Below are 12,219 nucleotides of genomic sequence, written 5' to 3'. Positions count from 1 at the left end.
TAGCAATTCTCTCCCAATCGCACCGAGCGCCGCGGCTCAGACGGTGTGAAAAATCGGGAAAGGCTCGGTCGATCCCTACTCGTTCAGCACGCTCGACCACTGGCTGGTGTACGTCGCCTGGTTCGGCTCGAAGGAGACCCGCTGGTCGACGGTGCCGTCGCGCTCCTCGAAGGCGTTCACGTACGCCTCCTCCAGCGACTGGCCGTAGGCGTCGTTGAGGTACAGCGTGCCGGAGGACTCGGCGCCGACCGTGTCGCTGACGGCGAGGTCGGCCATCGCCGGTCCCTGAAGCAGGTCGGAGGGCGCAGTCCGGAAGATATAGCCGTTGTCCTCTAAGTCCGTCACGTTCGGATCGGTCGACGACGGCGAGATGCCGACGACGCCGTTCGGGATGAACACTTGGTCGGCGACCTGAAGGTTGACGTTCGACGACGCCGGGCCGACGACCGCGCCGAATCCCGCGTTGACGATGGCGTTCGCGCCAGAGATACCGGCCTGCGGATCGGTCTGGGTGTCCTCGACTCTGGTCTCGACGTCGACGTTGATGCCGGCGTCGTTGACCTGCGTGGCCGCGAGCAGCGCGCCGTCGCGGATCGGTACCCCGAGCGGACCGAGGTCGCCGGTCTCCGGCATCAACACGCCGATCCGGGCCGTAAAGGAGTCGACGCCGACCGGATCCGCGGCGGTCGCGTTCAGGTCCTCCTCGGAGAGTTCGTTCCCGAACTCGACGGTGTCGAGGGTGACGAGCTCGCCGTCTTGGAAGTCCGTGATGTCGTAGGCGGCGGTGGCGACGTCGCCGTTGACGTCGAAGTTGACGCTCGACGACGCGCCCACGTAGTGAACGGGGTCGCCGCCGGCGACGGTCTCGACCGCCTCCGGGAGGTCGGCCGGGCCGAACTCCTCGCCGCCGGGGTTCGCGACGGTCCGGATCCGGTCGCGGATCGCCTCGCCGTCGTTCTCGCCCGCGGCCGTGGCCGCGAGGATCTCGACCGCCATCGCGTCGTACGCCTGCGCGGTGAACACGCCCGGCTCCTCGCCGTACGCCTCCTGATACGACTCGGTGAAGAACTCCGCACCGGGACCGCCCGCGGAGGGCGCGGTGCCGATGACGTTGTTCATGTCGTTGTCGACCTCGCCGGGGAGGTCGGCGTCGATCAGCCCGTCGGGGACGATGATGTCCAGGTCGGGCGCGCTGTCGGCGAACTCCGAGTAGAAGTCGCGGAACAGCTGAATGCCGGACTGCGGGAAGCCGACGACCATCACGGCGTCGGGAACGTTGCTCCCGTCCGACCCGTCTCCCCCGTCGGAACCGTCGCCGCCGTCTCCCCCGTCGGAACCGTCGCTCCCGTCCGACCCGTCGCCGCCGTCGCCGCTCTCCGTCGAACAGCCGGCGACGGCTGCGATCCCGACCGCACCGGCGCCTCTGAGTACGTCGCGTCGCTGGATTCTTCGCGTCATCCTGTGAGCGTATACCATACGAGCCGTTATAAGTGTATCCACGGCCACAAATACGACGGCGTTCGAATTCGGGCCGATCAGACGGGTTCTGTCGGAGACTTGTGCGCTCTACCGACCGTTCGCTGATCGACGACCGAGCTCGAACTCCGTTTCATATATACTACCTGATAGAAATAACGTCGGCTCCGCGGACGCGAGCGTTCCGTCTCAGTACCCCTGTGCGTTCCCGTCTTTCCGGGGTTCCGTGGCGGCCGAGAGGACCCCGTCTCGGTTCCGCGCGATCTGTGCCCCGCCGAACATGACCGGCGAGAGCGTCCGCACGTCGTGGTCCTTCCGGACCAGCTTCGCCGCGGCGTCGTCGTCGAAGTGCGGTTCGAGCGCCAGCTCGCCGCTCTCGCGGTAGCGCCAGCGCGGCTCATCGAGCGCGCGCTGGAGGGGCATGTCGTAGTCGACGAGGTTCGAGATCACCTGGACGTGGCCCTGCGGCTGCATGTACCCGCCCATCACGCCGAACGCCGCCCAGTCGTCCTCGTCGAACCGGACGACGCCCGGGATGAGCGTGTGGAAGGGGCGCTTGCCGGGTTCGAGCGCGTTCGGGTGGTCCGGGTCGAGCGAGAACGACGCGCCGCGGTTCTGGAGCGCGATACCGGTGTCGCCGGCGACCAGCCCGGAGCCGAAGCCGGCGAACCGCGAGTTGATGTACGAGACAACGTTGCCCGCGTCGTCGGCGACGGTGAGGAGGACGGTGTCCGCGTCCTCCGCGTTCGCGTTCGGCACGCCGAAGGAGACGTCGTGCGAGGCGGCCTCGCCGACGCCGGCGGCGCGCTCGGCCGCCCACTCCGCAGACGCGAGCGGCGGGACCTCCTCGTACTCGGGGTCGGTTATGTAGCGGTGGCCGTCGTGGAACGCCCGCTTCATGGCCTCGGCGAAGTAGTGGACGCGTTCCGGCGAGTCGTACTCGTGTTCGCCCGCGCCCAGCTCGGCGGCGACGTTGAGCGCCTCCAGCGCGATCAGTCCCTGGTTGTTCGGCGGCAGCTCGTACACCTCGGCGCCGTTGTAGGTAGTCGACACCGGGTCGGGCCACTCGACCTCGAAGTCGGCGAGGTCGTCGACGGTCATGAACCCGCCCTGCGACTGGACCTCGTCGGCGATCGCCTCGGCGATCTCGCCCTCGTAGACGACGTCCGCGCCCTCCTCCGCGATCCTCCGCATCGACTCGCCCAGGCGCGGCATCGTCACCGTCTGCCCGACGCTCGGCGGCTCGTCGTCGAACAGGTACGCCTCCCGGGCGTGGTCGTCGGTGAACAGCGCGTCTGCGCTCGCCCAGTAGGAGGCGATCACCTCGGACACCGGGTACCCCTCGGTCGCGTAGCGGATGGCGGGCGCGAGCGCGTCCGCGAGGCTCAGCCGGCCCAGCTCCTCGACGGTCGCCTCCCAGCCGCGGGCCGTCCCCGGGACCGTGACCGCGTGCGGCCCGTAGAACGGCATCCCGGCCTCGCCGGCGTCGTCGACCGCGTAGCCGCCGTCGTCGGGGTAGTAGGCGTCCGCGTCGTCGTCCTCAGCCAACGCGTCCCGGACGTTCTCTATCGTCGCGTCCGCCGGCGCGCCGCCACAGGAGCGCATCGCGCCGACCTCGCCGTCCGCGGTCCGGTACAGCGCGAACACGTCGCCGCCGAGTCCGGTCGAGGTCGGCTCGACGACGTTGAGCGCGGCCGCGGTCGCGACCGCGGCGTCGAACGCGTTCCCTCCCTCTCGGAGGACTTCGATCCCCGCCTCGCTGGCGAGCGGTTGGCTGGTCGCCACCACGCCGCGCTGCCCGTACACGGTCGACCGGCGCGACGTGAATCGGTCTAAGTCTGGCTCCATACGACACTCGTCCGGCGCGCGGGAGAATAAAGCCCCGACCGGATGTGTCCGGTGTCGGCTCCGTGCGGTCGACGAGTGCGGCGATCGCCGCCGTCACTCCTCGAACTCGGCGTAGTGGCGGACCAGCCCGCACTCGGGGCACATCACCGTCGTCAGCGACTTCCGCTCGTTCATCCCGAGCTTCCCGAGCAGTCCCGTCCGCTTCTCGCCGGTCCTGACGTGCGCGTTCCAGGCGTCGTCCATGCCGAACTCGACTTCCTCCATCGTGACGCCGCAGTCGGGACAGCGGTGGTTCATGAGCCTCCGCTCGCGCGGCGGCGTGAAAACGGTTGGTCCCGTCGGCGGTCGGGCCGCCACCGGTGCGTTACCGGCCTCGGTACTCATAGGGCTCGTCGTCGCCGGGTGCCGAGTCCGGCTCGGAGCGGTGGTTCGTCATCGGCCGCTCGTCGGTAGTCGCGCCGTCGAATAAAAGGATCCGGCCGCGTCGTCAGTGCGACGAGCCGGCGTACGCGTTCCAGCGGTCGGTGCCGTTCGCAATCTGCCGGGTGTCCGACGGGTCGAACGTCGCCGCCGCCTGCGCGACCGCCTCGGCGGCGGTCGGCAGGTCGTCGGTCGCGTCGTCGTCGTCCTCGTCGGACTCCGGGGACGACGTCGGTCGGTCGGTCGTCGGTTCGGTCTCGGTCGCCTCGCGCGTGCTCGGACCGCCGGGACCGGCCGTCGTCCCCGCCGTCGAGCGTGCGTCAGTCGTGTACTACGGGCGGCACGACTCGACCAATGAGCGTATCCTTCATAATTGTTTATGTTGGTACGAGCTTTCGCCGGCCGGGGTGAGGCGAGCGCGCCGCGCCTACCAGGCCGACCACGCGGTCAGCGTCTCGTCGCGGGCGTACACCCGCTTGAGGTCCTTCGCGTAGGCGAGGTCGCCGGGGTGATCGAGCTTCTCGTGGCGGTACTCGGGCGCGTCCTCGCGGATCTGAAGCCCCTCGACGGTGAACTCCTCCTCGCCGAACTCGACCGTCTCGTCGACGGTGAACTCGTAGTCACCGGGAACGTTCACCCGCAGCGAGCGCGTCTGGTCCGCCTCGCCGTCCTTCGGGTGGAGCGTGACGGGGACCGCGACGTTGTCGACCGCGCGGGTCCACAGCGTCTCCGCGTCGGTGATGTCGGCCTCCTCGACGCGGTTCTCCGGCCCGAGTTCGATGTCGGTGATCCGCACCTGCATCAGCGCCTCGTCGGTGTCGACGACGAACTCCTCGCCCGCCGCGACGTCGCCGTCGGCCGGCACGTCCATCGTCGTCGTGAACGAGTCGCCGTCCTGCGAGACGACGATCGTCACGGCGACGGTCTCCTCCTCGGGGATCTCGGTCTTGTGGGTGTGGTCGCACTCGGTACAGCGCACGGTGGCCTGCCCGCCCGGGCTGAGGACCTCGTGGACGGTCGGCTCGGACGGCGAGCACGACGGACAGGGGAGTCCGACGCGTGCGCCGGCTTCGGTGTCGGTCATTGGCCGTTCGTACCCGCCGCGCCCGTAAATATCCGCCCCTGTGGGATCGGTGTGGGTCGCGCTCGCGTGGCGCGCGGCGGCGCGGCGACGCCGGTGGGCCGTCCCGAGCGCGGGGGTGAGCCGTCGCGAGCGCGGGAGTGGGCCGCGCGGTAAGGAAACTGGTTTACCGGTGTCCGCGGAACGGTCGCCCATGATCGTACCCGGGTCCAGCTCGCAGCAGCTCGCGGCCGCGCTCGCCGAGGCGACGGACCGGGCGCTCGCGACCCCGACATACGACCGGTTCCCGGACGGGGAGGGGCTCGCCGCGGTGCCCGACTTCGACGCCGACGAGGCCGTGATCGTCGCCGCGACCGACTCCGACGAGGCGTGGGTGGAACTGCTCCAGCTCCAAGACGCCGTCCGCGAGGCCGGCGCGACGGCCGTGACGACCGTGATCCCGTACATGGGCTACGCGCGCCAAGACGACTCGTTCGGCGACGGCGAGCCGGTCTCCGCCCGCGCGATGGCGCGGGCGATCTCGACCGGGACCGACCGCGTCCTCCTCGTCAACCCCCACGAGGCGACCGTCGCCGACTTCTTCGACGTCCCCGCCGAGGCGGTCGACGCCGCGGGCGCGCTCGCGGACCCCCTCCCTGCGGACCTCGACGACCCGCTCTTCCTCGCGCCCGACGAGGGCGCCATCGACGTGGCCGCCACCGTCCGCGACGCCTACGGCGCCGGCGAGACGGACTACTTCGAGAAGCACCGCGACCGCGAGACGGGCGCCGTCGCGGTGTCGCCCTCCGACGCCCCCGTGGCCGACCGGGACGTGGTCGTCGTCGACGACATCATCGCGACCGGGTCGACGATGAGCGAGTCGGTCGCCGTCCTCACCGACCGCGGCGCCGCGCGGGTGCTGACGGCCTGCGTCCACCCCGTCCTCGCGGCCAACGCGGTGACGAAGCTCCGCGCCGCGGGCGTCGACCGGATCGTCGGCAGCGACACCGTCGAGCGCGGGTGTAGCGTCGTCAGCGTTGCGCCCGCCGTGGCCGACGCGCTCGACTCGTTGTAAAGGTCACTCGCCGTCCTCGATCTCTCGGATCACCTCGGCCGGGTTGCCGCCGACCACCGTCCGCGCCGGCACGTCGTCGACCACGACGGCGCCGGCCGCGACGACCGCGCCGTCGCCGACCGAGGTTCCGGGCGTGAGCACCGCCTGCCCGCCGATCCAGACGTCGTCGCCGACCGTGACGGGGTCGCCGAACTCGCGGCCGGTCGCGCGCTCCTCGGGGTCGAGCGGGTGCGTCGGGGTGTAGACGTGGACGCCCGGCCCGAGCATACAGTTCTCGCCGAACGCGATCGGCCCGGCGTCGAGGAAGACGCAGCCGAAGTTCGCGAAGAAGCCGTCGCCGACGCCGATGTTGTACCCGTAGTCACAGTGGAACGGCGGCAGCACCGTCGCGTCGCCGCGGACCTCGCCGAACAGCTCGCGGAGGAGTCGGTCGCGGCGGTCGGTCTCCGTCTGGGCGGTTTCGTTGTACCGCCGGCAGCGGTCCCGAGCGCGCTCTCGCTCGCGTCTGAGTTCCGGATCGCTCGGGTCGTACGCCTCGCCGGCGAGCATCCGCTCCTTCTCGCGTCCCATACGACTCCCGGCGCTGCGAGCGACAAAGGCCTGTCTGTCGGCGCTGTCGAGGGGAACTGTTTATAAATCGTTGACTGCGTCTCGGCGGCGAACGCCTCCAAAGCCCCAGCCGCCCCGCACAGCAACCGCACCTCACGCCTCCCCAGCCTCGTAGTCGCCTTCGCTTCGCTCCGGCGACTGACTCCCTCGCGCGTGCTCCTCGCGGCCGCCTTCGGCGGCCACTCGGAGGCGCGCAGGGAGGCGCGACGCGCCTCTTGCAGCCGGCGGCTCTGCCGCCGGCGACGCCACCGCAGTTCAGTTTATAAGTGTTGAACCCGCTCGTGTCCATTTAAATACCGTATCACCCGACGCAGTCGCGACGGGAGACGATACGCCCCGCCTCAGACGATCTTCATCATCCGCGTCTCGAACTTCCCGACCCGAACGCGGACCCAGCCCGCGAGTTCGTCGTCGAGGTCGGGGTCGTCGGTGTCGACGCGGAGCGCGCGCACGTCGTCGAGCTTGGCGCGCGAGGCAACGATTCGGAGGTCACAGCGCCGGATCACGGCCGGCGAGATCTGTGGGTTGCCGCGGCCGAAGACGAACCCCTGCCCGCCGATGGGCGAGACGACGATCACGTTCTCCTCGCCGAGCGCGTCGAGGATCTGCGCCTCCGTCGCGTCGCGGACGAGCACCTCGCCGTCCCGCCAGACATCGACCCCGATCGCCGACGGCTCGAAGCCGAGTTCGTCCTTGATCGCGCCCACGGTCGACCCCGGGCCGAGGACGAAGGTGACTCCCTCGCCGTCGCGCTCGCGGATGTCGGCCGCGACGCCCTCGGCCAGCGACTCGACGGTCCCGCTCGCGGTCTGTTTCGACGACTGGAGGTCGTCGGCGACGGGAACGTGCGCGACCCCCCGAAGCTCCGGGTTGACCTCGCCCTCGCGGTAGGCGTCCTCGTCGATGTCCATCACCTCGCGGCGCTCGGTCCGCGAGAACGACGCCGCGACCTCGGCGGCGTCCTCCGGCGACACCGCGAACACCGACGAGTACACCTTCACGCCGGCGGGGACGCCGAGCATCGGCACGTCGGTCCCCTCCAAGGCCTCCGCGACGTCCGCGGCGGTGCCGTCGCCGCCGACGAACAAGACGAGGTCGACGGGGTCGGCGGCGGTCTCGCCCGAGGCCTCGCTGCCGTCGCCGTCGTCGATCCCCGCGAACGCCCGCACGACCGCGGCGGTGTGCGCCGCGGTCGTCTCCGTCGGCTCCGGGGTCGCCGTCTGCTCCGGCGCCTCCCCCCCGAACGGGTCGACGACGCGGACCGGGTCGAAGCCCGCCTCGCGGACGATCGACTCCCCCATCGGGTCGGCTGCGACGGAGACGCTCGTGTCGGGGGCGACCGCGGCCAGTCGGTCGAGGGTTCGTTTCGCTCGCTCCGGGGCTCGCGGCTCCGCGCCGCGCTCTATCGCCTCGGCCACCTTCCCGTCGGTCCCCTTCAGGCCGACGCGGCCGCCCATGCCGGCGACCGGGTTCACCGCGATCCCCACGTGCATGCCGGACGTTCACCGCGCCGGCCCCTTAAGGGAGCCGCGTCCGGTCGAGGCGCGCCGTTCGAGAATCAACGCTTAAGACGCCCCCAGAACAACCCCGAGATATGATCCTCGAAGCCGCCGTGACGGAGCCGCTGCCGATCAGCGCGACCGCGGGCGCGGTCCTGCTCGCGAGCCTCGCCCTCGTCGTCGTGTGGGTCGCGTACCTGTACCGCTGACCGAGCCGTCGCGACGCGACGCTCAGGCCGCCTCGTCCCCGACCGAGTCTCCGTCCGTTTCTTCGACCGCGTCCGCGTGCTCGCGGACCCACGCCGCCGCGCGCTCGGTCTCCGCCTCGCTCTCGGCGGTGATCTTCACCGTCACCACCCTCCCCGGATACGATCCGACCCGCACGTCGAACCGCTCCCGCAGCGACGCGACACGGTCGAGCAGTTCGCTCTCCGGCTCGTCGACGTCGACGGTGCGCACGTGGGTCCGCGTCCCCGCGAACTCGCCTTCGACCGCCTCGAACATCGCTTTCATCTCGCCCGGAACCCCGGGCAGGACGTAGACGGAGTCGACGACGGCGCCGGGCGCGACCCCCGCCTCGTTCGGCAGCGGCCGGCAGTCGGCGGGGAGGTGCGTGGTCTCCGCCGCGAGGTCGCTCCCGCTGTACCCCCGCTCGGCGAGCCACGCGGCCGCCTCGGCGTTCTCGACGAGGTCGCGTCCGAACGCGGCCGCGACGCCCTCCATCGTCACGTCGTCGTGCGTCGGCCCGAGACCGCCGGTGACGATCACCGCGTCGTACTCGGCGCGGTACTCGTTGACGACCCGCGCGATCTCGGCGACCTCGTCCGGCACGACGGTCACCCGCCGGACCTCGACGCCCCGGGCGTCGAGGCGGTCGCAGAGCCAGGTGGCGTTCGTGTTCTCGGTGTCCCCGACGAGGAGCTCGTCCCCGACGGTGACGACGGCGGCGTTCATATCGAACGCAAGCGGCGCGCGGTAGAAAAGGACCGCGGCGCGGGCGACGCGAGGAACTCGGTGCGACCGCGTCCGTCAGAGCCAGCCGTCGTCGTCCTCGTCGTCGTAGACGCCCAACCCGAGGTCGCGTCTGCGCTGGCGGAGCGCCTCCAGCTGTCGCCGGAAGTAGACCGTCCCGGCGACCGCGGCGATCGCCCCGATGACGAGGATGACGCCGAACACCAGCAGGTCCCCCTCGCGGTACGACTGGACGACGATCGATTCGGTCGTCACCTCGTCCCAGACGATCCGGTCGCGGTCGCCGACCGTCTCGACCGAGTGGTCGCGCGGCGACACGTGGCCGACGATCGGGAACTCCGTGCTGAACTCCGGCGGGAGCGTCACGGCGTACGACCCCTCGACGTAGGCGCGCATGGTGAACCGGCGCGGCGACCCGTCGCCGGAGAACGCGAGCCTGCCGCCGGCCATGTCGTCCGCGAAGCGGATCCACGTCTCGTCGGTCGTCCGCTCTATCTCGCCGCCGCGAGCGCGGAACTCGCTCCCGGTGATCACCTCGCCGTCGGGGTACCGGTACCGGAGCGCCTCGAACTCCATCGGCTCGTCGCCCGCGTACGGCGTCTGCTCGTACAGCCGCAGCTCCTCCCGGTCGCCGACCGCGTACACGACGGTGTACGTCGCGTCGGTCGAGAGGTCGAACGCGGCGTCCCGGTCCGTGTCGAAGTCGTACTCGCGGGGCGGCTCGGCGTCGAGCGTCTCGTTCGTCACCTCGCCGCCGCCGGTCGCGTAGCCGAGACAGCCGGCGCTGACCGCGAGGAGGGCGATCGCTGCCACCGCGAGCGCGAAGCGTCGGTTCACCTGTTCAACTCACCTCAGACGACACAGCGCATCTCGGCCGGGAGGTACGAGCCGATGGCCGCGAGCAGCCCCGGCGGGTCGGTCCCCTCCGCGCAGACGATGCTCTGTTCGAGGAGTCCCAGCCGCTCGACGGTGACGATGTCCTGCGCGTGGCCCGCGCGGTTCACCGTCGCGCGCGTCTCGCCGCGGGTCGCGGAGTTGACGTTCACGCGCCCGTCGCCGCGCTGCCAGTCGTACAGACGGTCGCGCTCGGCGTCGGCGAGCCGGGACGGTTCCGGCTCGTCGTCGCCGTCCGGGTCGCCCCCGTAGACGAACCGCATCGGGAGGTGCTGAACGAGTCCGAACCGCTCGACGACCTGCTGCGGCGAGCCGACGCCGAGCCCGAGCTCGTCGGCCGGGACGAACACGTCGACGCCGGCGTCGAGGGTGAACCCCACGTCGTCCCACGACTCGAGGGTGCCGACGTACTCCTCTCCGGACTCCAGTCCGCCGTCGTGGGCGACGATCTCGCCCCACGTCTCCGCGAGGACGTTGCGCGCGACCGGGGCGTCCTCGCCCGTCACGTCGATCTGGACGAACCCGTCGTCGCGGACGCCGACCTGCCAGTCCACGTCGAGCTCGCCGACGTCGTTGGCGACGAGCGAGTTCATGCCGTCGAGCGCGCGGTCGCGGGCGTCCCCCTCGACGTAGCACTTGGTTGCGAGGACGACCATCAGCCGGTCACGTCCACGTTGAGCTCGTCGCGGAGCCGCTCGATGCGCTGGTCCATCGCGTCGCGGAGCCGGTCGTTGTCCATCGCATCCAGCGGCGAGCCGCACTCGGGGCACTCGAAGCCGAAGTCCATCGCCTCGCCGAACTCGAAGCGGATCGAACACACCTCACAGAGGTAGAACTCGTGGGTGCGCTCGTACTCCTCGCGCTCTTCGAGGGCGTCGAGCAGCCGGTACATCTCCTCTTGGAGGTTCTCCGGGATGTTGTCGTAGTGGAATGTCCACAGGTACGTGAGCCACCCGGAGTCCTCGTCGCGGACGCGGCGGTACGTCGCCAGGTCGTTCTCGTACAGGATGAACAGCGCGCGCCGCACGTCGTTGAGCTCCAGTCCCAGCTCCTCGGCCAGCTCCTCGTCGGTGACCTCGCCGTCGGGCGGCGCGGCCGCGACCGGCATCCCCGTCGGTCCCACCAGCTCGTGGAGGTACTTCTGGATGACGGGGTCGTTCAGTAGATCCTCAAAAGCCATTACGCGAAACTGGTGGTGGAATCCGGTTAAAACCTCCGAAAGGCGCGGTCGTGCTCGTCCCGACGCGCGTCGGAACCGCCTCCGGGACCGCGCCGCCGACCCACCCGCGGGTCCGTCAGAGCTTTACGCGCCGTGGCTCACACTCGGCCGTATGACAGACTCGGTCGACGGACGGGGGCGACGCGCGCTCGGCGCCTTCGCGCTCCTCGCGGTCCCGGCGGTGCTGGCGGCGGTCCCGCTGGTCCCGGCCGCCGCGCTGCTCGGTCCCGGCGGACTGGGCGTGCTCCCGCTCGGCGCGCCCGGCGGACTGCTCGCGGCCATCGTCGTCGGTCCCGCCGGCTCCGCGCTCCTCGGTCCGGTTCTCGTCGATAGGCGGATCTCGCGGCTCCCGGACGCCGACCTCGACGACCGCCGGGCCGACTTCGTCGCCGACCGCGTCGAGGCGCTCGCGGCCGAGGTGGGCGTCGACGCCCCCGAGATCACCGCGGTCCGGGCCGACGCGGCGAACGTCGCCGTCACGGACGGCTACCGCGGCTCCCGGCTGGTGGTCTCGACGCGCCTGCTCGCGCTGCCGAAGGCCGACCGCGACGCCGCGCTGCGCCACGCCCTCGTCAGGCTCCGGACGCGGCAGGCGCTGCTCACGACCGCGACGCTCCCGGCGCTGGCGGCCGTCGAGACCGCGGCGCTGCTCGCGACGCTGCTCGTGGGCCGCCGCGGGGACCGCACCGCCGCGGACCGGCGCGTCAACCGGATCCACGGGTACGAGCCGGACCGCGAGCGCGTCCCGTCGTGGGCCTACGTGGCCGCCGGGGTCCTGTGCTGGCTGGTGCTGCTTCCGGCGTGGATCCCCGCGACGGTCGGCGACCGGCTCTCCGTCGCCGGCGGGCGTCGCGCCGCGGACGCGCTGGTCGCGCGGGCCGGAAGCGATGAACGTGGCGGGCTCGGCAACGCGGTCGCGTTCGCCAGCGACGCCGCGGGCGCCGGCGACTGGCCGCCCCTCCTCGATCGCCTCTCCCTGGTCTCCATGGCCGACGCCGAGACGGGTCGCGTGCGCGGGACGAGTCGCCAGGAGGCGCGGACCCGACTCGCGCGGCTCCGCTCGAAACGGGCGCTGTAGGGGCAGGTAGGGGCGTCGTAGAGGCGGGTATGGGCGTCGTAGAGGCGGGTAGTGCGCTATAGAGACGGC

The 12,219-nt window shown here is 71.2% G+C and carries 12 protein-coding genes; 2 read left to right on the top strand and 10 right to left on the bottom strand.

The features are described from left to right. Positions 1-75: 75 nt before the first annotated feature. The 4 genes from J2744_RS09470 to J2744_RS09455 all read right to left on the bottom strand — a co-directional run bounded on the left by J2744_RS09470 (position 76) and on the right by J2744_RS09455 (position 4,828). Positions 76-1,458, bottom strand: a complete 1,383-nt coding sequence (locus tag J2744_RS09470; RefSeq protein ID WP_209547189.1) for an ABC transporter substrate-binding protein — start codon at positions 1,456-1,458, stop codon at positions 76-78. 207 nt (positions 1,459-1,665) lie between these two features. After that, positions 1,666-3,324: a gamma-glutamyltransferase family protein gene (locus J2744_RS09465; protein ID WP_209547186.1), complete on the bottom strand. Its 1,659-nt coding sequence runs from the start codon at positions 3,322-3,324 to the stop codon at positions 1,666-1,668. 93 nt (positions 3,325-3,417) lie between these two features. Continuing rightward, positions 3,418-3,621 (bottom strand): hypothetical protein, encoded by a 204-nt coding sequence (locus J2744_RS09460; RefSeq protein WP_209547183.1) that lies wholly within the window; start codon positions 3,619-3,621, stop codon positions 3,418-3,420. Positions 3,622-4,171: 550 nt separating this feature from the next. After that, entirely contained in the window at positions 4,172-4,828 is a 657-nt protein-coding gene (locus J2744_RS09455) for an HVO_0476 family zinc finger protein (protein WP_209547180.1), read from the bottom strand. A gap of 190 nt (positions 4,829-5,018) precedes the next feature. On the opposite strand from J2744_RS09455, the gene prs reads away from it, so the two are divergent. Beyond that, positions 5,019-5,879: a ribose-phosphate diphosphokinase gene (gene prs, locus J2744_RS09450; protein ID WP_209547177.1), complete on the top strand. Its 861-nt coding sequence runs from the start codon at positions 5,019-5,021 to the stop codon at positions 5,877-5,879. A gap of 3 nt (positions 5,880-5,882) precedes the next feature. Here prs and J2744_RS09445 read toward each other — a convergent pair whose 3' ends face one another. The 6 genes from J2744_RS09445 to J2744_RS09420 all read right to left on the bottom strand — a co-directional run bounded on the left by J2744_RS09445 (position 5,883) and on the right by J2744_RS09420 (position 11,033). Next, positions 5,883-6,449, bottom strand: a complete 567-nt coding sequence (locus J2744_RS09445) for a maltose acetyltransferase domain-containing protein (RefSeq protein WP_209547173.1) — start codon at positions 6,447-6,449, stop codon at positions 5,883-5,885. A 380-nt stretch (positions 6,450-6,829) separates the two neighbouring features. Then, positions 6,830-7,981: an ATP-NAD kinase family protein gene (locus J2744_RS09440; RefSeq protein WP_209547170.1), complete on the bottom strand. Its 1,152-nt coding sequence runs from the start codon at positions 7,979-7,981 to the stop codon at positions 6,830-6,832. Between the two features lie 237 nt (positions 7,982-8,218). Further along, positions 8,219-8,941, bottom strand: coding sequence for a competence/damage-inducible protein A (locus J2744_RS09435; RefSeq protein WP_209547167.1), 723 nt, complete (start codon positions 8,939-8,941; stop codon positions 8,219-8,221). Between the two features lie 75 nt (positions 8,942-9,016). Then, on the bottom strand, positions 9,017-9,796 hold the full coding sequence (locus J2744_RS09430) for a DUF5803 family protein (RefSeq protein ID WP_209547164.1): 780 nt from the start codon (positions 9,794-9,796) through the stop codon (positions 9,017-9,019). 14 nt (positions 9,797-9,810) lie between these two features. Then, positions 9,811-10,509, bottom strand: coding sequence for a DUF2110 family protein (locus J2744_RS09425; protein WP_209547161.1), 699 nt, complete (start codon positions 10,507-10,509; stop codon positions 9,811-9,813). Continuing rightward, positions 10,509-11,033, bottom strand: a complete 525-nt coding sequence (locus tag J2744_RS09420; protein ID WP_209547158.1) for a transcription factor — start codon at positions 11,031-11,033, stop codon at positions 10,509-10,511. Before J2744_RS09420 ends, J2744_RS09425 begins: the two co-directional genes overlap by 1 nt. 151 nt (positions 11,034-11,184) lie before the next feature. On the opposite strand from J2744_RS09420, the gene J2744_RS09415 reads away from it, so the two are divergent. Then, complete coding sequence (locus tag J2744_RS09415) at positions 11,185-12,150, top strand: hypothetical protein (RefSeq protein WP_209547155.1); 966 nt, start codon at positions 11,185-11,187, stop codon at positions 12,148-12,150. Positions 12,151-12,219 lie beyond the last annotated feature (69 nt).

Source organism: Halorubrum trapanicum, from assembly GCF_017873555.1.
Taxonomy (GTDB): Archaea; Halobacteriota; Halobacteria; order Halobacteriales; family Haloferacaceae; genus Halorubrum; species Halorubrum trapanicum.
Note: the sequence above shows the minus strand (reverse complement) of the source record. Positions and strands in the feature narration are given on the sequence as shown.